Annotated in this window: 18 protein-coding genes; 9 read left to right on the top strand and 9 right to left on the bottom strand. The window is 61.0% G+C overall.

Going from position 1 to position 23,208, the window contains the following annotated elements:
* Window positions 1-134 precede the first annotated feature (134 nt).
* The 5 genes from VNV36_RS11265 to ilvD all read left to right on the top strand — a co-directional run bounded on the left by VNV36_RS11265 (window position 135) and on the right by ilvD (window position 7,151).
* The gene (locus tag VNV36_RS11265; protein WP_325717820.1) at window positions 135-1,331 is read left to right on the top strand and encodes a class I SAM-dependent rRNA methyltransferase; all 1,197 of its coding nucleotides are present in this window, start codon (window positions 135-137) and stop codon (window positions 1,329-1,331) included.
* A gap of 451 nt (window positions 1,332-1,782) precedes the next feature.
* Complete coding sequence (locus VNV36_RS11260; protein WP_325717819.1) at window positions 1,783-2,856, top strand: SagB family peptide dehydrogenase; 1,074 nt, start codon at window positions 1,783-1,785, stop codon at window positions 2,854-2,856.
* Window positions 2,853-3,830: a diiron oxygenase gene (locus VNV36_RS11255; protein ID WP_325717818.1), complete on the top strand. Its 978-nt coding sequence runs from the start codon at window positions 2,853-2,855 to the stop codon at window positions 3,828-3,830. Before VNV36_RS11260 ends, VNV36_RS11255 begins: the two co-directional genes overlap by 4 nt.
* Entirely contained in the window at window positions 3,823-5,055 is a 1,233-nt protein-coding gene (locus VNV36_RS11250) for a multidrug effflux MFS transporter (protein ID WP_325717817.1), read from the top strand. The genes VNV36_RS11255 and VNV36_RS11250 overlap by 8 nt, the downstream gene beginning before the upstream one ends.
* A gap of 254 nt (window positions 5,056-5,309) precedes the next feature.
* Window positions 5,310-7,151, top strand: coding sequence for a dihydroxy-acid dehydratase (gene ilvD, locus VNV36_RS11245; protein ID WP_325717816.1), 1,842 nt, complete (start codon window positions 5,310-5,312; stop codon window positions 7,149-7,151).
* 189 nt (window positions 7,152-7,340) lie between these two features.
* Here the strand turns inward: ilvD and VNV36_RS11240 are convergent, their stop codons facing one another.
* Window positions 7,341-8,396, bottom strand: a complete 1,056-nt coding sequence (locus VNV36_RS11240; RefSeq protein ID WP_325717815.1) for an HAD family hydrolase — start codon at window positions 8,394-8,396, stop codon at window positions 7,341-7,343.
* Window positions 8,397-8,637: 241 nt separating this feature from the next.
* Here VNV36_RS11240 and VNV36_RS11235 point away from each other — a divergent pair, with 241 nt between their 5' ends.
* Window positions 8,638-10,029 (top strand): L-cystine transporter, encoded by a 1,392-nt coding sequence (locus VNV36_RS11235; RefSeq protein ID WP_325717814.1) that lies wholly within the window; start codon window positions 8,638-8,640, stop codon window positions 10,027-10,029.
* A gap of 91 nt (window positions 10,030-10,120) precedes the next feature.
* On the opposite strand, the gene VNV36_RS11230 is transcribed toward VNV36_RS11235, so the two are convergent.
* Complete coding sequence (locus VNV36_RS11230) at window positions 10,121-10,633, bottom strand: dihydrofolate reductase (protein WP_325717813.1); 513 nt, start codon at window positions 10,631-10,633, stop codon at window positions 10,121-10,123.
* A gap of 85 nt (window positions 10,634-10,718) precedes the next feature.
* On the opposite strand from VNV36_RS11230, the gene VNV36_RS11225 reads away from it, so the two are divergent.
* Window positions 10,719-12,092 carry a DUF2868 domain-containing protein gene (locus VNV36_RS11225; RefSeq protein ID WP_325717812.1) on the top strand — a complete coding sequence of 458 codons (1,374 nt, stop codon included), beginning with the start codon at window positions 10,719-10,721 and terminating at the stop codon, window positions 12,090-12,092.
* Window positions 12,085-13,461, top strand: a complete 1,377-nt coding sequence (locus tag VNV36_RS11220; protein ID WP_325717811.1) for a GTPase/DUF3482 domain-containing protein — start codon at window positions 12,085-12,087, stop codon at window positions 13,459-13,461. Before VNV36_RS11225 ends, VNV36_RS11220 begins: the two co-directional genes overlap by 8 nt.
* A 97-nt stretch (window positions 13,462-13,558) precedes the next feature.
* On the opposite strand, the gene VNV36_RS11215 is transcribed toward VNV36_RS11220, so the two are convergent.
* The 7 genes from VNV36_RS11215 to VNV36_RS11185 form a co-directional block, all read right to left on the bottom strand.
* Entirely contained in the window at window positions 13,559-14,113 is a 555-nt protein-coding gene (locus tag VNV36_RS11215; RefSeq protein ID WP_325717810.1) for a phosphonate degradation HD-domain oxygenase, read from the bottom strand.
* Window positions 14,110-15,243, bottom strand: a complete 1,134-nt coding sequence (locus VNV36_RS11210) for a TIGR03364 family FAD-dependent oxidoreductase (protein WP_325717809.1) — start codon at window positions 15,241-15,243, stop codon at window positions 14,110-14,112. Before VNV36_RS11210 ends, VNV36_RS11215 begins: the two co-directional genes overlap by 4 nt.
* Before the next feature lie 129 nt (window positions 15,244-15,372).
* Window positions 15,373-16,398, bottom strand: coding sequence for a putative 2-aminoethylphosphonate ABC transporter substrate-binding protein (locus VNV36_RS11205; RefSeq protein WP_325717808.1), 1,026 nt, complete (start codon window positions 16,396-16,398; stop codon window positions 15,373-15,375).
* Between the two features lie 45 nt (window positions 16,399-16,443).
* Complete coding sequence (locus VNV36_RS11200; RefSeq protein WP_325717807.1) at window positions 16,444-18,168, bottom strand: putative 2-aminoethylphosphonate ABC transporter permease subunit; 1,725 nt, start codon at window positions 18,166-18,168, stop codon at window positions 16,444-16,446.
* Window positions 18,168-19,244 carry a putative 2-aminoethylphosphonate ABC transporter ATP-binding protein gene (locus VNV36_RS11195; RefSeq protein WP_325717806.1) on the bottom strand — a complete coding sequence of 359 codons (1,077 nt, stop codon included), beginning with the start codon at window positions 19,242-19,244 and terminating at the stop codon, window positions 18,168-18,170. Before VNV36_RS11195 ends, VNV36_RS11200 begins: the two co-directional genes overlap by 1 nt.
* A gap of 193 nt (window positions 19,245-19,437) precedes the next feature.
* Window positions 19,438-20,301, bottom strand: coding sequence for a LysR family transcriptional regulator (locus VNV36_RS11190; RefSeq protein WP_325717845.1), 864 nt, complete (start codon window positions 20,299-20,301; stop codon window positions 19,438-19,440).
* Between the two features lie 15 nt (window positions 20,302-20,316).
* Window positions 20,317-22,572: a heavy metal translocating P-type ATPase gene (locus tag VNV36_RS11185; protein ID WP_325717805.1), complete on the bottom strand. Its 2,256-nt coding sequence runs from the start codon at window positions 22,570-22,572 to the stop codon at window positions 20,317-20,319.
* 85 nt (window positions 22,573-22,657) lie between these two features.
* Here VNV36_RS11185 and cadR point away from each other — a divergent pair, with 85 nt between their 5' ends.
* Complete coding sequence (gene cadR / locus VNV36_RS11180) at window positions 22,658-23,107, top strand: Cd(II)/Pb(II)-responsive transcriptional regulator (protein WP_325717804.1); 450 nt, start codon at window positions 22,658-22,660, stop codon at window positions 23,105-23,107.
* Window positions 23,108-23,208 lie beyond the last annotated feature (101 nt).

Genomic DNA, 23,208 nt, shown 5'->3' with positions numbered 1-23,208 from the left:
CTCCCACACTTGAAATGCATTCCCAATGTGGGAGCGAGCCTGCTCGCGAAGGGGCCATCCGCTTTTCATCGCATCCTCAGCCCGGCGCAAACCGCAACACGCTATACTCCCGCTCTTTTTTCCGGAGCGACGTCATGTCCCTGCCTAGCCTGCGCCTCAAAGCCAACGCCGACCGTCGCCTGCGCAACGGCCATTTGTGGGTCTACAGCAACGAAATCGACGTGGCCGCCACGCCTCTGCACGGCTTCAAGGCCGGCGATCAGGCGGTGCTCGAAGCCGCCGGCGGCAAGCCGTTGGGCATCGTCGCCATGAGCCCGAACAACCTGATTTGCGCCCGCCTGCTGTCGCGCGACATCAAACTGGCCCTCGACAAGTCGCTACTGGTGCATCGCCTGAATGTGGCCCTGTCGCTGCGCGAGCGTCTCTTCGACAAGCCGTTCTACCGTCTGGTCTATGGCGACTCCGATCTGCTGCCGGGCCTGGTGGTCGACCGCTTCGGCGACATTCTCGTGGTACAGATCGCCTCCGCAACCATGGAAGCGCATAAAGATGACGTGGTCGCCGCGTTGACCCAAGTGCTCAAGCCAAGCGGCATTCTGTTCAAGAATGACTCCGCCGCCCGCGACGCCGAAGGCCTGAACCGCTATGTCGAAACCGTGTTCGGTCTGGTGCCGGAATGGGTTGCGCTGGAAGAGAACGGTGTGAAGTTCGAAGCGCCGGTCATTCAAGGTCAGAAAACCGGCTGGTTCTACGATCACCGCATGAACCGCGCACGTCTGGCACCCTACGCCAAAGGCAAACGCGTGCTCGACCTGTATAGCTACATCGGTGGCTGGGGCGTGCAGGCCGCTGCGTTCGGCGCCAGCGAAGTGTTTTGCGTCGATGCGTCCGCGTTCGCCCTCGACGGTGTCGAGCGCAACGCCGCATTGAACGGTTTCGCTGAGAAGATGACCTGCATCGAAGGCGATGTGTTCGAAGCGTTGAAGGAACTGAAAGCCAGCGAAGAACGCTTCGATGTGATCGTTGCCGATCCGCCAGCTTTCATCAAACGCAAGAAAGACATGAAAAACGGTGAAGGCGCTTACCGTCGCCTGAACGAGCAGGCCATGCGCCTGCTGACCAAGGACGGCATTCTGGTCAGCGCTTCGTGCTCCATGCATCTACCGGAAGACGACCTGCAAAACATCCTGCTGACCAGCGCCCGTCATCTGGATCGCAACATCCAGATGCTTGAGCGCGGTGGCCAGGGCCCGGATCATCCGGTGCATCCGGCCATCGGCGAAACCCGCTACATCAAGAGCATTACCTGCCGTCTGCTGCCTAACAGCTGACTCCGGCGGAACACGGGGGAGCCTGCCGGCTCCCCTTTTTTTGCGGCACTCTTCCCCGCTTCTTCTCACTCGACATGAGTGTTTTCCCAACCTTCCTACAACAACTTTCCTTCTACCTTGAAGGACGTTTCTCCGCGCACGTTAATTATGGAAAATTAACCTACACATTAAAGACTCGACACAAGATCACTCCGACAAAATTACTGGAATATTCCTACTTAATATCCACTTGCCAATATTCGATTACAAACTATTATGAAGTTGTCGCCACGAAGCGACTTCAACTTTCAATGAACAAGGAGTTCACACCATGAAAATCATTTATCTGGAAACAAACAAAATCGCCAACCTGGCCTTCCTGGTTGCAGCCAAAGCCCGCTAAGTAAGTCAGGACGCCGGAGAGTGCCGGCACTCCGGCGTCCTTTAGACTTTCCCTGAGTGACCTGAATAAATGTATATCAATCCATTTCTATTTATATTGCCGCGCCCACCCGGACAAGTTGTCTGGAACTACAAGGATCATACTCAGCATGAGCTTGACCTTGACTACTCAAATCGCCTCGCCCAACTTATAAGCAACCCGGACCTGTTTGACCCGCACAACATAATAGACATACAACTTCTGGACGCAGGCATTCTAACCATTGCAAAAATAGACAGCCCGGATTGGGGCTGGGATGAACTGTCGAAAATCTATCACATCGGCACACAAAACATTCCTTGCGAATATATGCCGCAGGATATTCACGAGTGGTCAAGGCGATATCTGGCGCATTGCAGCGAGGTGCTGGCAAAGCCGGAACCCGCCACAGGGAGAAAGCTGCAGTCGGTGGAGACGCTGATCTCCCTGCCTGCGCCTGGCGCCATGAATGATGACAGTCTGAGTCAGGCCCTGCTGAAGCGAAAAACCTGCCGATCCTACACCGGTGCAGCGGTGACACTGGAGGAAGCAGGCACACTGCTGTACTTCACGCTCGGCTATCTTCCGCCGCGCGCGAATGCGCACGAAGACCCTGTCGCGCCAGGCCTTCATGCCCGTCGAAGCAGCCCGTCTGGCGGTGGCCTGAACGCGTGTGAAGGCTTTCTTATGGCGCAGAACGTTGTCGGGCTCGAGCCCGGCATCTACGCCTACCACCCCGCCAGACACGCTTTGAGCCGCATCAATCCGTTGCCCGAACCGGCACTGGGCCAACTGCTCGCCGGCCAGCACTTCATCAATAACCTGCCGCTGGGCATCTTCATCACCGCAAGGTTCGATCGACTCTGGTGGAAGTACGAACACTCGCGTGCCTACCGCATGGCGTTCATCGAGGCGGGTCATCTCTCGCAAACCTTCCAACTGGTCGCGACAACGCTGGGACTCAACACCTGGCTGACCGGCGCGTTTGCCGACAGACAGGTGGAAACCCTGCTCGGCCTCGAAGGCAGTGCCGAGCAACCGTTGTTTTTTGTCGGTTGCGGCAAAAGCGATGGCCAGGCGATGTGCCAGGAAATGCGGGATCTGCTGTGCGGGGTGTCGTCATGATTCCCAACAGGATGGATGAGAGCGAGGCCCCGGTGTCATGGTCGCTCAAATTTACCCTTCCCGAGTGGGAAAGCCGCGCCTCGGTACGCAGTAGCACCCATGACTATCGGTTGCCGGGCGATGTCGAGCAGCAGCTGCAGACCCGCTACTGGTTTCCACCGGCCTTTCTGCCCTATCTCGAGCATCCCGCCATTCAGGCCAAGGGGCGCGGAACACTGCACCGCCTCACGGCCAATCATCTGGTGTATTTCCTCGACTACACCACCTTGCTTGAACATCGCATCGTCAACCGCGCAGTGGAAGTCATCGTGCATCGGGAGCTGCCCATCTACATACCTTTGCCGATGAAGCATGCTGCGCTGCAGCTGTACACCGACGAGGGCTATCACGCGCTGTTCTCCAATCAGATTGCCGAGCAGATCGCCGCGCACTACAACATCACCCGACGCCCGGTCATCCCCAGGCGTATCACCCGCATGAACGCCCTGATCGCGCGCACACCGGAGAAGAACCGCGCACTCGCCTGGTTCCTGCTTGGATTTGTCTCGGAAACCATCATTGCCCGTGAGTTGCTGGAGGTATGCCGCGACACGCTGGTTTCCAGCGTGAACGACATGCTGCGCGATCACCTCGCCGACGAAGCTCGGCACAGTCGGTATTTCGCCGAAGCGTTCCATTACTTCTGGATCGCAATGAACAGTCGTCAGCGCCTGTTCGTCAGCAGGACGCTGGTGGAGATCATTTCGATTTTCTTTGAGGCCGACGAGAGCTGGCTGCAACAAAGCCTGCGTTCAGCCGGTATTGCTGACAGCGATGTGATGGAGATTGTCGGCACCATGGTGACGGTGCAGGCCAACCGCGCCCGTGCCCGCGCCGGCTCCAGACCCACCGTGGAGGCCCTGCGCAAGGCCGGTTTTTTTGCGCTGCCTCATAACCAGACACTTTTCGCCAAAGCAGGATTGCTCGATGGATAAACACAGCCGTGTCGTCACCCGCCGCCAACAGCGTGGTGCCGTCAGCCTGTTGCTGGCAATGATCCTGCTTGGCGTGTTCCCGCTGGATGTATTGCTGCCCTCCTTCCCGGCGCTGGCAGCTCACTTTGCTCGATCCCCGAACGACATTGCCCTCTCGATCAGTCTGTTCGCCGTGGGCATTGCGTTTGCGCAGTTATTGATCGGGCCGCTGTCCGATGTGATCGGCCGCAAGGGCCTGCTACTGGCCGGCATGAGCGTGTCGCTGCTCGGCGCGCTTGGCTGTGCGCTCAGCAATGACTTCACGTTGTTCCTGATTTTCCGGGTGATACAGGCGCTCGGATGCGGTTGCTTCGTGCTGTCCCAGGCGCTGGTACAGGATCTGTTCGAAGGCAACGAGCGTGATCGACTGCGGATCCTGATGGTCACCGCGACAGGCATTTTCATTTCGGTGTCACCGCTGGCGGGTACTTTTCTTCAGGCAACGCTTGGCTGGCGCGGAAATTTCTGGGTATTCATTGGCCTGACCGCCGTGGTGCTGATCAAGACCTGGCGATTGCTCGACAACAGCCGTCCCGCTCAAGGCACTGCACACCGGGGCTTCGTACAGTCCTACCGACGGGTGCTGGGCCATTTCGAATTTGTCGGCTACTGGCTGATTTCCGCGTTTGCCTTTGCCTGCCACTTTTCGTTCATCGTCATTTCGCCATTGATCTTCATGGATAAGCTGCAACTGGAGCCCTATGATTTCGCGCTGGTCCTGCTGATCTACGGTGTCGCCTATATCTTCGGCGGCATCCTCGCCAGCGTACTGAACCGGCACATCAGTCCGGGCGGGCAAATATTCACCGGCTTAGGCCTGATTCTGCTTTCGGGGCTGGTCATGTTGTATCTGGCCGCCACTCATGAGTTGTCCTCGGCCACGGTTCTGATTCCGATGCTGATCTGCACGGCCGGCACGACCATCGCTCGGCCGATCGCCAACTCAAGGGCCATGGTCCTGTTCCCCGAACACGCCGGCACATCGGCTTCAGCCGGCAGTACGATCATCTTCATCTGCGGCGGACTGATCAGCGCCCTGGTCAGCCTGAGCCCGGCCAACCTGCAAGTGACACTGGGCTACGGTTTCGTGGTATTGAGCGGCATCGCCCTGGCAATCAACGGCATCATTGGCCGACGCGCGCGAAGTCTGCAGGCCCCCGCGGTAACTCAGTCAGGGGATGGCTGACCCTGCCAGTCGTCATCCCACGCGCTTCATCGGCACGAGAACAACGCTGCGCCATTCCCTCGCGACGCCAGCGGTGTAGAATCGCCTCATTCATCGCCATTCATCCCCGGCGGGTTTATGAGCTCAGGCTGAGACCAGCGGCGATCCCGCAACGTCATCGGCAACTTCCGGACACACGGCCATTTTTCGGGTGTTTCAGAGGTCAATAGAAGCTCACTCCCCTTTTGTATGTGATTAGCCGCCCGGAGTGCTCCATGCCAGATTACCGCTCGAAAACATCCACCCACGGCCGCAACATGGCCGGCGCCCGCGCACTGTGGCGCGCCACCGGGATGAAAGATGACGACTTCAAGAAGCCGATCATCGCCATCGCCAACTCGTTCACCCAGTTCGTCCCGGGGCATGTGCACCTCAAGGACCTGGGTCAACTGGTCGCCCGCGAGATCGAACGTGCCGGTGGAGTGGCCAAGGAATTCAACACCATCGCCGTCGATGACGGCATCGCCATGGGCCACGACGGCATGCTGTATTCGCTGCCAAGCCGCGAGATCATCGCCGACTCCGTCGAGTACATGGTCAACGCCCACTGCGCCGACGCCATCGTCTGCATTTCCAACTGCGACAAGATCACCCCGGGCATGCTGATGGCTGCACTGCGCCTGAACATCCCGGTGATCTTCGTTTCCGGCGGTCCGATGGAAGCCGGCAAGACCAAACTCGCCTCCCACGGTCTCGACCTCGTCGACGCCATGGTGATCGCCGCCGACTCCAGCGCTTCTGACGAGAAAGTCGCCGAGTACGAGCGCAGCGCCTGCCCGACCTGCGGTTCGTGCTCCGGCATGTTCACCGCCAACTCGATGAACTGCCTGACCGAAGCACTGGGTCTGGCCTTGCCGGGCAATGGTTCGACCCTGGCCACCCACAGCGACCGCGAACAGCTGTTCCTCCAGGCCGGCCGCACCATTGTAGAGCTGTGCAAACGCTATTACGGTGAAAACGACGAATCGGTGCTGCCGCGCAATATTGCCAACTTCAAGGCGTTCGAGAACGCGATGATGCTCGACATCGCCATGGGCGGTTCGACCAATACCATCCTGCATTTGCTCGCAGCGGCCCAGGAGGCCGAGATCGACTTCGACCTGCGCGACATCGACCGTCTCTCGCGCAGCGTGCCGCAGCTGTGCAAAGTCGCACCGAACATCCAGAAGTACCACATGGAAGACGTGCACCGCGCTGGCGGCATTTTCAGCATCCTCGGTTCACTGGCCCGTGGCGGCCTGCTGCACACCGACCTGCCGACCGTGCACAGCCGCAGCATGGAAGAAGCCATCGCCAAGTGGGATATCACCCAGACCAGCGACGAAGCCGTGCACCACTTCTTCAAGGCAGGTCCGGCAGGCATCCCGACGCAAACTGCGTTCAGCCAGTCGACCCGTTGGGAAACCCTGGACGACGACCGTGAAAACGGCTGCATTCGCAGCTTCGAGCATGCCTATTCGAAAGAAGGTGGATTGGCCGTGCTGTACGGCAACATCGCGCTGGATGGCTGCGTGGTGAAAACCGCCGGTGTCGATGAGTCCATCCACGTCTTCGAAGGCAACGCGAAAATCTTCGAAAGCCAGGACAGTGCCGTGCGCGGCATCCTCGCCGACGAAGTGAAAGAAGGCGACATCGTCATCATTCGCTACGAAGGCCCGAAAGGCGGCCCGGGCATGCAGGAAATGCTCTACCCGACTTCCTACCTGAAATCCAAAGGCCTGGGCAAAGCCTGTGCGCTGCTCACCGACGGTCGTTTTTCCGGCGGCACTTCCGGCCTGTCGATCGGCCACGCTTCGCCAGAAGCTGCAGCCGGCGGCGCGATCGGTCTGGTGCAGGATGGCGACAAGGTGCTGATCGATATTCCAAACCGCTCGATCAACCTGTTGGTCAGCGACGAAGAACTGGCAGCACGCCGGGTCGAACAGGACAGGAAAGGCTGGAAACCGGTTGAACAGCGTCCGCGTAAAGTGACCACTGCGCTGAAGGCCTACGCCCTGCTCGCGACCAGCGCAGACAAGGGTGCGGTGCGTAACAAAGCGATGCTTGACGGCCTGTAAGCGTCAATCGCCGAAACAAAATGCCCCGCCAAGTGCGGGGCATTTTTTTGTCTGGCAGAAAATTCGAAGTCTCTGAATATCAAACTGTGGGAGCGAGCCTGCTCGCGAATACGGTATGTCAGAAACAGAGATGGCGACTGACACTACGCTTTCGCGAGCAGGCTCGCTCCCACACTGGCCCTGTGTGGGTTACTGAATGTCTTCAGGCTTGACGATCACCCAGTTCTTGTCCGCCGTCACCGGCAACCCTTCTTCAGCCTGCGCCGCTGCATGCCTGGCCATCATGCCGTTGATCTGAGCCATGTACTTGTCCTTGCGGTTGATCCACAAGTGCATCCCGCCCTTGGCCACGTCCACATCATGGAACAGCATGTAACCGTCGCTGCTCGGAGTATCGCCACCGACCAGCACCGGTTTTTTCCACTCATCGATGTAGGTCAGGATTGCTGCGTGCTTGCCGGCCATCCACGTTGCCGGGGTCCACAGGTACGGTGTCAGTTCGAGACCGAGGTTGGCTTTCTCGTCATATTTACCGGCAGTAATCTGTTTGCGCGCGGTGGTCAGCTCGCCAGTCTTGCGATCCTTGAGCAGCAGAGAAACGCCGATGACGTTCTGCGGTTTGACGTTGTAGCCATACTTCGGATCCGCCGCGACCATGCGCACCAGTTCCTCTGAAGCGGCAGTCATCACGTAGACCTCGATGCCGTTCTCCATGAGCTTGTTGTACAGCTCCTGTTGGCCAGTGAAGATTTTCGGCGGCTGAACCTCGAGCGTCTTCACCACATCACCCTCGTAATAAGTCGCCGGCACCGGTTTGCCCGAGGCCATCAGCTCATCGACGTAGCCCTTGAGTTCCTTGAGGGTGAAACCGGAGAACACCTGCGCCACCCACGGGTAGCAGACCATGTCGTCGACTTCGCAGAGGCGGTAGTAATAACTGAACAGGCTCTCCTTGTGCTCGGCGGTGTCCTTGAACGGCATCAGTTTCAGCGAGGGATCGAGTTTTTCGCGGGTGATCAGGCCCTTGTTTTCCATGAATGGCAGCAAGGATTCTTCGAGATCGTAGCGGTAACTGGTGTTGTCCATGTCGAACACCGCGTAATTACCCTTGTTGGCATTGGCCGCGATCATTGCGTCCAGCGCCTTGGCCTGATCTGCCGGCCAGTGCTTGAGGTCAGTGGCAAAGGCCTGACCGGCGAGGCCCGCCGCCAGTGCAACAGCCAACAATGTGCGTGCAATTTTCATCCGCGCTACTCCCCGATCGAAAAGAGTTCGACGCTAACAAATAAGTGTGACAACCCTCGCCTGTCAGCGACCGCATACGTCCCCTGCGCGCCAGCTGCGTTGCCGACAGCGACACGCGCTTATTCCAAAAACGACGGACACCCTGCGATTTCGGTATTAATTCATTGCAAATCAAACTGTTAGGCTTGCCGGTTCGCAGCAGCCCCGGATGGCTGTTGGCAAAGTCTTTTCTGGAGTCCTCATGAATCTACCGCTGATTCTCAACCTGCTGGTGTTCCTCGCCCTGCTCTTGGGTCTGGCGCAAACTCGTCACACCTCGTGGAGCCTGGCGAAAAAAGTCCTGCTCGCACTCGTCCTCGGCGTCGCGTTCGGCGTCGCGCTGCACACGATTTACGGCGCCGGCAACCCGGTGCTGAAAGCCTCGATCGGCTGGTTCGATCTGGTCGGCAATGGTTATGTGCAATTGCTGCAAATGATCGTGATTCCATTGGTGTTCGCGTCGATCCTCAGTGCCGTGGCGCGTCTGCACAATGCCTCGTCGCTGGGCAAGATCAGTTTCCTGACCATCGGCACGCTGCTGTTCACCACCGCCATCGCGGCGTTGATCGGCATCGGCCTGACCAACCTGTTCGGCCTCACCGCTGAAGGCCTGGTCGCCGGCACTCAGGAAATGGCCCGTCTGCAAACCATTCAGAACGACTATGCCGGCAAGGTCGCCGACCTGAATGTGCCGCAACTGCTGCTGTCATTCATCCCGCAGAACCCGTTCGCCGACCTGGCGCGGGCCAAGCCGACTTCGATCATCAGCGTGGTGATTTTTGCGGCATTCCTCGGGGTCGCTGCGTTGCAACTGCTCAAGGACGACGTGGAAAAAGGTCAGAAAGTGATCAACGCCATCGACACCCTGCAGGCCTGGGTGATGCGTCTGGTACGTTTGGTGATGAAGCTGACCCCCTACGGGGTGTTGGCGCTGATGACCAAAGTGGTCGCCGGCTCCAATCTGCAGGACATCATCAAACTCGGCAGTTTCGTAGTGGTGTCGTACATCGGCCTGGGCCTGATGTTTGTGGTGCACGGCGTTCTGGTCTCCGCCGCCGGCATCAACCCTCTGCGTTTCTTCCGCAAGATCTGGCCGGTGTTGACGTTCGCCTTCACCAGCCGCTCCAGCGCAGCGACCATCCCGCTGAGCATCGAGGCGCAGACCCGACGTCTGGGCATTCCGTCGTCGGTCGCCAGTTTCGCCGCGTCGTTCGGTGCGACCATCGGCCAGAACGGTTGCGCCGGCCTGTACCCGGCGATGCTGGCGGTGATGGTCGCGCCAACGGTCGGCATCAACCCGCTGGATCCGCTGTGGATCGCGACGCTGGTGGCGATTGTCACGTTGAGTTCGGCAGGTGTGGCCGGAGTCGGTGGCGGCGCGACGTTTGCCGCACTGATCGTGCTGCCGGCAATGGGCTTGCCGGTGTCACTGGTGGCGTTGCTGATTTCGGTCGAGCCGCTGATCGACATGGGCCGCACGGCATTGAACGTGAGTGGCTCGATCACCGCGGGGGCGATTACCAGTCAGGTGATGCAGCAGACTGATAAAGCGCTGCTGGATGCGGATGAGCATGCAGAGTTGGCGCAGGCTTGATGTAGAGCAAAATCAAAAGATCGCAGGCTTCGCCGGCTCCTACAGGGGGGCATGCGCACACCCTGTAGGAGCTGCCGAAGGCTGCGATCTTTCAGGCTTTTTCCCAGACTTCGAAGTTGTACGCGGGCTTGTCGCCCTCTGCCGGATTCGGCACATCCGACACCAGTTTCCACTGGTTCAGATCAAACTCCGGAAACCACGCATCCCCCTCCGGGCTCAGCGCTACGCGGGTCAGGTACAGACGATCGGCCTGCGCCAGTCCTTGCGCATACAACTGCGCGCCGCCAATCAGCATCAACTCATCGACGCCTTGGGCTTTCGCCCACTCCTCGGCGCGAACCACCGCCGTTTCCAGCGACGGATAGACCTCGGCTCCTTCCAGTATCAGATCAGGCTGACGGCTGACCACGATGTTCAAGCGCCCCGGTAATGGCCGCCCGAGCGAATCCCAGGTCTTGCGGCCCATGATGATCGGCTTGCCGAGGGTGGTTGCCTTGAAGTATTTGAAGTCCCCCGGCAGGTGCCAGGGCATGCTGTTATCGACGCCGATCACGCGGTTTTCACCGAGAGCTGCGATCAGGCTTAAAGGGAGTGATTTAGTCATGCCGGCGAGGATACCAGAGCCGCGCTTACCCCGATAAGCGCCACAGCGGTTATGCTCAGCGCTCGATCAAACGACGGGACGCCGCGTGACTGAATTGACTCCACTGCAAAACCTCTGGCTCACCGAAACCATCCGCCTGCGCGAAGAACACGCAGGTCCCCTGGAGGATCTGGAAGCCAATCGGCTGGCCCGCAGCGCTGGCGGCGATTTGCCGAGCCGCGTTCAGCGCCGGGCGTTATGGCTGTCCGAGCGTGACGGGCTGACGGCCGCTCTCAAGCACTGGCTGCAAGGCGCGCGTCTGGCGCTGATGCTGTTGATGATCTTCGCGGTATTGAGCGGCGCCGGTCTGGCGTTTGCCGCATTGGGGCAGACGCCGGTCAATGTGTTCTGGGCGCTGGGCAGTCTGCTCGGGATCAATCTGCTTCTGCTGTTGAGCTGGGTGCTGGGATTGCTCTTCGCGGGCGAACACGGTGCAACACTGGGGCGCTTATGGCTGTGGCTCAGCGAAAAACTCGCGCGCGATGCCCAGGCCGCACAACTGGCGCCGGCGTTGCTGCTGATGCTGCAGCGCAGGAAACTCAATCGCTGGGCGCTCGGTGCACTGGTCAACGGCCTGTGGCTACTGGCGATGCTCAGCGCGCTGATTCTGCTGCTGACGCTGATGGCCACACGGCGTTACGGCTTTGTCTGGGAAACCACGATCCTTGGCGCCGACACCTTTATCCATGTCACCCAAGCGCTCGGTTATCTGCCTTCACTGCTCGGCTTCAACGTGCCCACTCAAGAGATGATCCGCGCCAGCGGCGACGGTGCTCTCCACATCGAAAGCGCCCGTCAGGCCTGGGCAAGCTGGCTGGTCGGCGTGTTGGTGGTTTACGGCGTGCTGCCGCGGCTGTTGCTGGCGCTGCTGTGTCTGTGGCGCTGGAACGTCGGCAAAGTTGCGCTACGCCTGGACTTGAACCTGCCCGGCTACGCGCAACTGCGTGAACGGCTGATGCCGACCAGCGAACGCCTCGGCGTCAGTGACCCGGAGCCGGCGCAACTGCATCGCGTCGAAAGCAACGTTGGCGAACTTGCCAGTGAAGGCGCGCTGCTGGTGGCCATCGAACTCGACGAACAACGCCCGTGGCCGCCGGCATTGCCGAAAAACGTCAGCAATGCCGGCGTCCTCGACAGCCGCGAATCGCGGCACAAACTGCTCGAACAACTCAGTCGCTTCCCGCCGGCACGCCTGGCCATCGCTTGCGACCCACGGCGCTCGCCGGATCGCGGCAGCCTCGCGCTGATCGCCGAACTGGCGCGCAATGCCGGCGCCACCCGGATCTGGCTGCTGCAAGCACCGCCCGGCGAAGCGCTGGATGGCGAACGCTTGGGCGACTGGCACGTGGCGTTGCAGCAACTGCAATTGCCGTTCGCCGATTGCGCGCCGATGAACTGGCTGGAGAGCGGTCATGACTGATCCACACAAGGCGCCGCTGAAACTCGCAGTGGTCGGCCACACCAACGTCGGCAAGACCTCGCTGCTGCGCACGCTGACCCGCGATGTCGGCTTCGGCGAAGTCTCCCATCGGCCGAGCACCACCCGACATGTCGAAGGCGCGCGCTTGTCGGTGGACGGTGAGCCGTTGCTCGAACTCTACGACACGCCGGGGCTGGAAGATGCCATCGCCCTGCTGGATTTTCTTGAACGTCTGGAACGCCCCGGCGAACGCCTCGACGGTCCGGCGCGGCTGGCAAGGTTTCTCGACGGCAGCGAGGCGCGCCAGCGTTTCGAACAGGAGGCCAAAGTGCTGCGGCAACTGCTCGCCTCAGACGCGGGACTGTATGTGATCGACGCCCGCGAACCGGTGCTGGCCAAATATCGCGACGAACTGCAAGTGCTGGCCAGCTGTGGCAAGCCGCTGCTGCCGGTGCTGAACTTCGTCAGCTGCGCCCACCATCGCGAGCCGGATTGGCGCGAAGCGCTGGCGCGGCTAGGGCTGCATGCACTGGTGCGTTTCGACAGCGTCGCGCCGCCCGAGGATGGCGAGCGCCGCTTGTACGAAAGCCTCGCGCTGCTGCTGGAAAATGCCCGTGCGCAACTGGAGCGATTGATCGCCGATCAACAGGCTCAGCGCCTGGCGCGACAGCACAGTGCGGCGCGTTTGATTGCCGAATTGCTGATTGACTGTGCTGCGTGCCGGCGCAGTGTGGTCAGCGAGGCGGCGCAGGAACAGCAAGCGATCAGCGAGTTGCGCAAAGCCGTGCGTCAGCGCGAACAAAAGTGCGTGGAAGCGTTGCTCAAGCTCTACGCGTTCCGCCCGCAGGATGCAGCGGCGAGTGATTTGCCATTGCTGGACGGGCGTTGGGGCGATGACCTGTTCAACCCGGAAACCTTGAAGCAACTGGGCGTGCGCGTGGGCGGCGGTATTGCTGCCGGTGCGGCGGCCGGGGCTGGCGTGGATCTGCTGGTCGGCGGGATTACCCTCGGCGCGGCGGCGCTGGCGGGGGCGATCGCCGGTGGCGTGCTGCAAACGGCGCGCAGTTATGGCAGTCGCCTGCTCGGCAAAATCAAGGGCCAGCGGGAATTGACAGTCGATGATGGAGTGCTGCGCCTGTTGGCGTTGCGCCAGCGTCAGTTGTTGCTGGCGCTCGACCAGCGTGGGCATGCGGCGATGGAGAGCATTCAGGTGGCCACGCCTGTGGACAAGACCTGGCGCGAAGGCAAGTTGCCCGAAGCCTTGAGCAAGGCCCGCGCCCATCCGCAGTGGTCGTCGCTCAATCCGCATGCGAAGTTGAATCAGGCAGAGCGGCAGGAGCAGATTGAGGCGTTGGCTGAAGATTTGTAGCGCCTGGCCCATTCGCGAGCAGGCTCGCTCCCACATTGGAATGCGGATCCCTGTGGGAGCGAGCCTGCTCGCGAATGCAGCACCTCGGTGCGCAGTCCTAAGCAGCAAGCAGTCGCGCCGCTTTCTCTTTCAATACAGCCAAATCCATCACCGGCACCGCCCGCTCCTTCGCCAACTCATCCCAGCGCCGTATGCGCAGACTCAGCGCACACAACGGATCTGCCGCAAACGCATCTGCCTCAGCCTCGCTCATCACCCCGCCCTGATATTCCAGCGTGCGCCGACTCGCCTCACTCAACTGCGCGTGATACCCCGGCTCACGCAACGTCAGATAACGCTTGGCCTGCACGTGATACTCCACCAGCCGCGCCAGCCGCTCGCTGAAACCCGCCTCACGCAAATAATCCGCGCCCAGCCGCTCATGGCTGACCGCGCCGTATCCGCCCAAGTCGTCCGCGCCCTCGGCACAGAAATGGCCGATGTCATGGAAAAACGCCGCGAGCACCACTTCATCATCACAGCCTTCGGCCATCGCCAGCTCGGCCGTCTGGGACATGTGCTCGATCTGCGATACCGGTTCACCGATGTAATCGCTGGCGCCGAAGCGTTCATACAGGCCGAACACCCGCCCCACCACCTGCTGGTGATTCATGCCTCCTCCAGCAACTGCGCGATGTTGCGCTCGGCCAGCGCCGGGCCGACGCTCATGCCAACGCCGGTGTGCATCAGCGCCACGCTCAATCCCGGCGCCGGGCGCAGGAATGAAAACGGCCCCGGGCCGCGAGCCCCGTAGACGCCCTGCCAACGCTCGACCACTTGTACCTTGCAGCCCAGCGTCTGCTCGGCCAGTTCGAGCATCCAGTGGTCGACCTGCTCGGCGTTGAACGGCGACGCATCGCTGCCGTAATGATGTGAGTCGCCGATGATCAGGTCGCCATAAGGTGTCGGGCTGATCAACAGGTGAATGCCGTTGGCGTGCAGGTGCGGTTGCTCGCGCAGGATCTGCGCCTGCACCGCCGCCGCTTGCGGCAGATCGGCAAAGGCGCCGTAGTGCACGCAACTCAGACCGGTGAGCACGGCGTGTTGCAGGTTCAGCCCGATTTGCGCTCTGGCGCGGAGCATTTGCAGGCGGCAGATCTGCGGTTCGAGCGCGGCAATCGGCTCGGCCAGCAAGGTCTGATAATCGTGACCGGAACAGACGATGATCTGCTTCGCGGTAAAGCGGCCAGCGGTGCTGTGCAGATGGCCCGGCTCAACGTCGCGCACCAGTGCAGAGAAGTGAAACTCGACGCCAAGGTCGCGGCGCAGGTAATCGATCAGCGCTGGAATTGCTTCACGGGAATAGAGTTGTTGATCGTCGATGCCGTGCAACGCAGCGCGGTGATGGCCGAACCGGCCGCTGTACAAATCACCGAGTTTGGCGCCGCGCAGCAGCTCGACGTTGTAGCCATGCTCGATCGCGCGCCCTGCACAGAAGACCTGGAGCAGGTGTTCTTCGGCTTCGTTGCGGGCGAACCAATAGGAGCCGTTGCGCCTGATCTGCAGGCCGGCAAGTTGCGCCCAGTCACCCCAGATTTCACGGCTGGCCCTGGCCAGCTCGAGCATGATGCCGGGTGGCTGGCCGGTGACCAGTGCCTGGCCGAAATTGCGTACCGAGGCGCCCAGGGGCGTGGCAGTGCGTTCGAACACCGCGACCTTGAGGCCACGTTTGGCAGCGGCATAGGCGTGGGACAGGCCGAGGATGCCGGCGCCGACGATGAGCAGGTCTTTGTGTTGGGTCATCTGGATGATGTCCTGCATGAGAGACCGCATTCGCGAGCAGGCTCGCTCCCACAGGGGAATTGTGTTGTGAACACGATCCAATGTGGGAGCGAGCCTGCTCGCGAAGGGGCCTTGTCAGTCGAAAAATTCTTACTTGGCAACCACTTTCTCGGACTTGCCGTCATAGCGCTTGCGCCATTCGGCCAGGATCTCGTCGCGATTCTTCGAGGCCCAGGCAAAGTCGTTCTTGATCAGGCGCTGCTCATAATCGGCTGGCAATTCGGTCTGTGGCTTGGCAATCCCCGGCTGCGCGAGCACGGCGAAGTTCTCCTTGTACAGGTCCATCGCCTCGGCGCTGGCGGAGAAATCGGCCAGTTTCTTCGCTGCCTCTTCATGCGGCGTGCCCTTGATCACCGCTGTCGCTTCGATCTCCCAACCCAGGCCTTCCTTCGGCAGGATGATGTCCAGCGGCGCGCCCTGGCGCTTGAGCTGTACCGCCGGGTATTCAAAGGAAATCCCGATTGGAAATTCGCCCGCCGCTGCGAGTTTGCAAGGCTTGGAGCCGGAGTGAACGTACTGGCCGATGTTCTGGTGCAAGCCATCCATGTAGGCCCAGCCCTGCTTTTCGCCAAAGGTTTGCAGCCAGGCGCTGACGTCGAGGAAACCGGTACCGGACGAAGCCGGGTTGGGCATGACGATCTTGCCCTTGTACTCAGGCCTGGTCAGGTCTTGCCAGCTCAGCGGTTTGCTCAGGCCTTGCTTCTCGGCTTCGACGGTGTTGAAGCAAATGGTTGCAGCCCAGATGTCCATGCCGACCCAGGCGGGCGGGTTGGCGGCGTCGCGGTAGTTCGCGCCGATCTTGCCCAGATCTTTGGGCGCATAGCTGTGCAGCATGCCTTGCTGATCAAGGATCGCCAGGCTGGACGCCGCCAGGCCCCACACCGCGTCCGCCTGCGGCCGGGCTTTTTCGGCGAGCAGTTTGGCGGTGATGATCCCGGTGGAGTCGCGCACCCACTTTATCTCGACGTCCGGGTTGGCCTTTTCGAAGGCTTGCTTATAGGACTTGAGTTGTTCGGCTTCGAGGGCGGTGTAGACCGTCAACTCGGTTTTCGCCGCAACGGCATTCAGGCTGAAAGTCGCGAGCACAGCAGCGGCCAGGGCCATAGGCTTGAACATGATCGGTATCCTGTCTTTTGAGTGGAGGGCAGTTGAAGGTAAGAATCAGTGACCAGGCGCGGTTTGCCGCCAGGCCTGGGAGCGGCGCAGCAAGCCGCGCGAGGCCCACGCCAGCAGCAGCGACACGCCGGCCGAGGTAAACAGAATCAGGGTCGACATCGCTGCCGCTCCGCCGACGTTGCCGGCGTCATCCATGTTCAGCACCGCCACCGCCGCGAGGATGGTGTCGGGGCTGTAGAGGAAGATCGCTGCGGAAACCGTAGTCATCGCCGAGACGAACAGATAGCGCACGATATCCAACAGCGCCGGCAGGCAGATCGGCACGGTCACGCGAAGGTAATGTCGGTACAGCGGCGCCTTGAGCGATAGCGCAGCGGCTTCGAACTCGGCGTCGAGCTGGCGCAGCGCGGTGGTCGCGGTCATTTGTGCGGTGGTCAGATAATGCGCAATGGTGCAGACGATCAGCAGCGTCATCGTCCCGTACAAAACATGCAGCGGGTTGCCGCTGAGGTTGAAGAAAAAGACGTAACCCAGACCGAGCACCAGTCCCGGCACCGCCATCGGCACGAAACTGAGCATGCGCAGGGTCAGGTTCAGCCCGCGCTGGGTGCGGGTTTTCTCCATCAGATAAGCCCCGGTGAAAATCAGCACACTGCCAATCAGTGCCGTGCCCAAAGCCATCTTCAGACTGTTGCCATAGGCCAGCCAGCCTCCGCCGGCGGTGTCGTTGAACTGATAGTGGTTGAGCGACAGCGAGAGGTTGTATGGCCAGAACTTCACCAAGGAGGAGAACACTGCCATACCGAACACCAGCAACAGCGCGGCGCTGATCAGCAGGACAATCGCCAGATAGCAGCCGTCGCGCAGTTTCGACGGTGCAGGTTTGAACACCTGAGCACGCCCGCTCATGGCGTCGCCGTGACGTCGGCGCAGCCAGGCATCGACCCCGAAGCTGAACAGCGCCGGCAGCAACAGCACCATGCCGATCAATGCGCCGCGCCCGAATTGCTGTTGGCCGACCACGGCTTTGTAGGCTTCCAGCGCCAGCACTTGATAATCGCCCCCGACCACCACCGGAACGCCGAAATCGGTGATGGTCAGGGTGAACACCAGACAGAACGCGGCGAACACGGCCTGGCGGGTCGCCGGCCAGGTGATGCTGCGAAACGCTTTGGCCGGGCTGGCGCCCATGCTCGACGCCGCGTCGAACAGACGCGCATCGGCCAGCGACAACGCCGAGAGCAAAATCATCAGCGCATGGGGAAAGGTGTAGATCACCTCGCCCAGCACAATCCCCCAGAACCCGTAGATATTGTCCGAGAGCAACCCGCGCAACATGCCCTGGTTGCCGAACAGATACACCAGGGCAATCCCCGGCAGCATCGACGGCGCCATCAGCGGCAGCAGGGAAATTGCGCGCCACATGCCTTTGGCCGGAATCATTGTGCGTTGCAGGGCGTAGGCAAACAGGTAGGCCAGCGGTACGACGATGGTCGCAACACTGAGGGAAACTTTAAGGCTGTTGCCGAGCAGCCAATGGAAATTGGCACTGGTCAGCAGTTCTTGCGCCGCGCGCCAGCCGCCGCCCTGCCCGGCGTCATTGCTGAAACCGCGCCAGAAGATCGCCAGCAACGGCAGCAGCACCGCGAGGCCGAGCAGCACCAGCAGGAAAACTTTGCCGCCGATCACGAACAGGCGATCGCCGATCTCGGCACGGGAAGTCTGCCTTACCTGCTTGTGCGGTAGCGGCAGCGCGAGGTTGCTGTTCATCACGCGAACACCTGCAAACTGCGCGGCGGCAAGGCGACCATGATCTGCTGAGCGCCGAGGCGCGGCATGGCTTCTGGGGCGAGTTCAGCGAGCAGAGGATGGCCCGGCAATTGATCGAGTTCGAAGCTCATCCGGCAGCGATTGCCGAGGAAAGTGATCTCACGAACCTGGGCGGGAAACAGGTTCTCTTCGTGCACCAGCGGATTGACGCTGATCGCCTCCGGACGACAGAACAGTCGACCCGAGGCGCTCTGCACGCTGCCATCGGCCAGGCGCAGTTGCATCCCGCCAACCTGCGCGTGGCTGGCACTGCTGCGCTGGAACGGCAGCCAGTTGCCCTGGCCGACAAACTCGGCCACGAACGGCGTGGCCGGGCGGTTGTAGATCTCTTGCGGGGTGGCGTACTGCTCGACACGTCCGTTGTTCATCACTGCGATGCGATCGGCCATCAGCATCGCTTCGTCCTGATTGTGGGTGACCATCAGGGTGGTGATGCCGAGGTTGCGCTGTAGCTCGCGCAGCTCGGTGCACAGATGCTCGCGCACCCGAGCGTCGAGGGCCGACATCGGTTCATCCAGCAACAACAGCGACGGTGCCGGCGCCAATGCGCGAGCCAGCGCGACCCGTTGTTGCTGCCCGCCGGACAATTGGCCGGGGTATTTTTTCTCACTGCCGGTGAGCCCGACCAGTTCGAGCATCTGAGCGACGCGGCGGCGCACTTCATCACGCCCACTGCCGGCGAGACCGTAGGCGATGTTCGCTTCCACGGTCAGATTGGGAAACAGCGCGTAGGACTGGAACAGAATGCCGTAATCCCGCGCTTGCGGGGCCAGGTGCGAGACATCGCGCTCACCCAGGTACAACTCGCCGCTGTCCTGCTTCTCCAGCCCGGCGATGCAGCGCAGCAGCGTGGTCTTGCCACAGCCCGACGGGCCGAGCAGACACACCAGCTCACCGGCGGCGACGTCGAGGGAGACGTTATCCAGCGCGGTGAACGCGCCGAAGCGCTTCTGCACGCCGCGCACTTTCATCGGCGCACCGGGATTGGTCAGGGCAGTTGCGATCGCAGGATTCATGGACAGACCTCATCAAACGGATGAGGCCAATCCTAGAGTTGTAATGCGTCCGTCATGTGGCAGTGAGGCCAAAACGGCTGATAGTGGTATTCGGGGATTTTGGTTGGAAGTCAAAAGATCGCAGCCTTCGGCAGCTCCTACATTGGAATGCGTCGACCTGTAGGAGCTGCCGAAGGCTGCGATCTTTTGATCTTCAGGCCGGGGACATTTCCTGTGCGAGCCCCAAAAACGCCGCCGGCAACCGCGCGCCCTTCCTTTCCTTGAGGCAATACAAATATTCGGGGATCTGCGGCGCATTCTCGATGGTCAGCACGCGCAACTGCGGATCGTGCGGCACTTCCTGGCGGGCGATGATGCTGATGCCGATATTACGCAGCACCGCTTCACGAATCGACTCGCGACTGCCGATCTCCAGCAACGGCCCGAAGCTGACTCCGGCACTGGCCAGCAACTCTTCGGTCAACCGCCGCGTGGTTGAGCCCGACTCGCGCATCAACAACGTATGCCCGGCCAGTGCACTCAGCGTCACATGCTCCTGCGCCGCCAACGGATGATTGCGATGCACCGCCAGCACCAGCGGATCGGTGCCGAGCACCCGGCGAATCAAACGCGCGTCGTCGAGCAGTTGCGACGATGCGGCGACGTCAACCCGGTAATCCTCCAGCGCTTCAACAACCTGCTGCGAGTTGCCGATTTCCACTGACACTTCCACCTGCGGTAAACGCTCGCGGAAGGTTTTTACCAAATCGAGAATGTAATACGGCGCGGTGGCGGCAATGCGCAATGTGCCTTGCACCTGACCGCTGTTGCGCAGGAAGAACTCGATGTCGGCCTCTTGCTGCAACAACGCTTTGACCATCGGCAGCAGCCGCGCGCCCTCTTCGCTGACACTCAGGCGGCGGCCGCCGCGGTAGAACAACTCCACTGAATACTGGCTTTCCAGATTACGGATCTGCGTGGTCACGGTCGGTTGGCTCAGGCCAAGCTTTTTCGCCGCCAGCGTAATGCTGCCCAGGCGGGCGACCATGTAAAACGCTTTCAGCTCGGCACTCAGCACAGCCATTCCTCATCGCTATTTGCGCAGCAGGCGCAAACCGTTGAACACCACCAGCAAGCTCACGCCCATGTCGGCGAACACCGCCATCCACATGGTGGCGAGCCCGGCGAAGGTTATCGTAAGAAAGATCGCCTTGATCACCAGCGCCAGGGCGATGTTCTGTTTCAAAATGCTCGCGGTATTGCGCGACAGGCTGATGAACGCTGGGATTTTGCGCAGATCGTCGTCCATCAGGGCGACATCAGCGGTTTCGATCGCCGTGTCGGTACCCGCGGCAGCCATGGCGAAACCGATCTCGGCGCGGGCCAGCGCCGGGGCGTCGTTGATGCCATCGCCGACCATGCCGACCCGGTGACCCTGCGCGTAGAGCGCTTCGATGGCTTGCAGTTTGTCGGTCGGCAGCAAATCGCCGCGCGCCTCGTCAATGCCGACTTGAGCCGCAATCGCCTGGGCGGTGTGGACGTTGTCCCCAGTCAGCATCAGGGTTTTCACACCGAGTTCATGCAATTGGCGAATCGCTTCGCGGCTGGTTTCCTTGACCGTGTCGGCCACGGCAAACAGTGCCAACGGGCCTGAACTGTCGAGCAGCAGCACCACGGATTTGCCCTGTTGCTCCAGGGCAAACAGCTTTTCTTCCAGCTGCGGCGAGCACAGGCCCAACTCTTCGACCAGACGATGATTGCCCAAGTGATAAGTCTGGCCGTTGATCTCGCCTTTGACGCCCCGCCCGCCGAGCGCGGCGAAGTTATCCACAGTCAGCGTGGCAAGGTCTTTATCCACAGCAGCATTGGCGATAGCCAGCGACACCGGGTGATCGGAACGCCCGGCCAGCGCGGCAGCGATTGCCGGCGCACTGGCATCGGCGGTCGGATCGAGCGACAGGTAATCGGTCTGCACCGGTTTGCCGTGGGTGATCGTCCCGGTTTTATCCAGCGCCAGGTAATCGAGCTTGAAACCGCCCTCCAGATACACGCCGCCCTTGACCAGAATACCTTTGCGCGCCGCCGCTGCGAGGCCGCTGACGATGGTCACCGGAGTGGAAATCACCAGCGCACACGGGCAGGCGACCACCAGCAACACCAGCGCACGGTAGATCCAGTCAAACCACGCCGCGCCCATGAACAGCGGCGGAATGACCGCCACGGCCAAGGCAAAGACGAATACCGCCGGGGTGTAGATTTTCGAGAATTGATCGACGAAACGCTGGGTTGGCGCCCGCGCGCCCTGGGCTTGCTCGACGGCGTGGATGATGCGCGCCAAGGTTGAGTTACTCGCCGCTGCGGTCACGGTGTATTCCAGCGAACCCGCCTGGTTGATGGTGCCGGCGAAGACTTTGTCGCCCACGGTTTTCTCTATCGGCAGGCTTTCCCCGGTGATCGGCGCCTGATCGATGGTCGAGCTGCCGCTGAGCACTTCGCCGTCAAGGGCAATGCGCTCACCGGGTTTTACCCGCACGCGGGCACCGAGTTCGACGCTTTTAACCTCTTGTTCGCACCAGTTGCCGTCAGCCTGCAACACCGTGGCCTGCTCTGGGGTCATCTGCATCAGGCCGCTGATCGCATTGCGCGCGCGATCCAGCGAGCGCGCTTCGATCAGCTCGGCGACGGTGAACAGGAACATCACCATCGCCGCTTCCGGCCACTGGCCAATCAGGATCGCGCCGGTAACAGCGATGCTCATCAGCGCATTGATGTTGAGGTTGCGGTTTTTCAGGGCGATCCAGCCCTTTTTATAGGTGCCGAGGCCGCCGCTGAGGATCGACACCAGCGCCACGACTGCCACCACCCAGTCGGGTGCGGCGCTGGTGAAATGGATGACTTCGGCGGCCGCCGCGGTCAGGCCCGACAGCGCCAGTGGCCACCAGTGTTTCTTCACCGGTACCGGCGCTGGCGCATCCATGCCTTCCTTCAGGGGCTCGGCGTGCATGCCAAGGGATTTGATCGCCTCGGTGATTGGCGCTGTGTCCGGCAGATTGTGGGTTACGCCGAGTACGCGGTTGATCAGGTTGAATTCCAGTTGTTGCACGCCGGCGAGTTTGCCGAGCTTGTTCTGGATCAGCGTCTGCTCGGTCGGGCAATCCATCGCCTCGATGCGAAAACTGCTCAGTCGCGCGTCGGCGCTGGTCTTTTCGCTCAATTGCACCCGTGCAGGCGCGGCGGCTTTCGAAGCGCAGCAGGAATCGCCCACGTGGCCGTGTTTATGCACAGGCTGCAATTTATGACTGTGATCGTGCCCGTCGCCAGGCTTGTGAGTGTGCAGGGAATCGCTCATTGGTCGCGTCCATGAAGGTGCCTGTTGCCAAGTAAAGACCCTGTAGCCACTATAGGGTCAAGCACCCTTTTTGGAGATTGCCGTCATGAAGATTGGAGAGCTGGCCAGACTCACCGACTGCGCGGTGGAAACCATCCGCTACTACGAGCGCGAAAACCTGCTGCCGGAACCGGCCCGCAGCGACGGCAACTACCGCGTCTACACCCAGGCCCACGCCGAGCGCCTGACCTTCATCCGCAACTGCCGCACCCTCGACATGACCCTCGAAGAAATCCGCAGCCTGCTCGCCCTGCGCGACAGTCCGCAGGATCAATGCGAGAGCGTCAACGCGCTGATCGATGAGCACATCCAGCATGTGAAGGCGCGGATTGACGGGTTATTGGCCTTGCAGACGCAACTGCTCGACCTGCGCCAACGCTGTGGCGAAGGGCCGGAGGCTGAGCAATGCGGGATCTTGCAGCGGCTGGAAGTGAGTGGCGGGGTTGTGGCGACAGAGGTCGAACACTCCCACGTAGGCCGCAGCCATGGACACTAAGGACACAACAAAACCAAATGTAGGAGCTGCCGAAGGCTGCGATCTTTTGATTTTATAAACAGCAAGATCAAAAGATCGCAGCCTTCGGCAGCTCCTACACA

The sequence above is a fragment of the Pseudomonas sp. genome (assembly GCF_035554175.1).
In the GTDB taxonomy this organism is placed as follows: Bacteria; Pseudomonadota; Gammaproteobacteria; order Pseudomonadales; family Pseudomonadaceae; genus Aquipseudomonas.
Note: the sequence above shows the minus strand (reverse complement) of the source record. Positions and strands in the feature narration are given on the sequence as shown.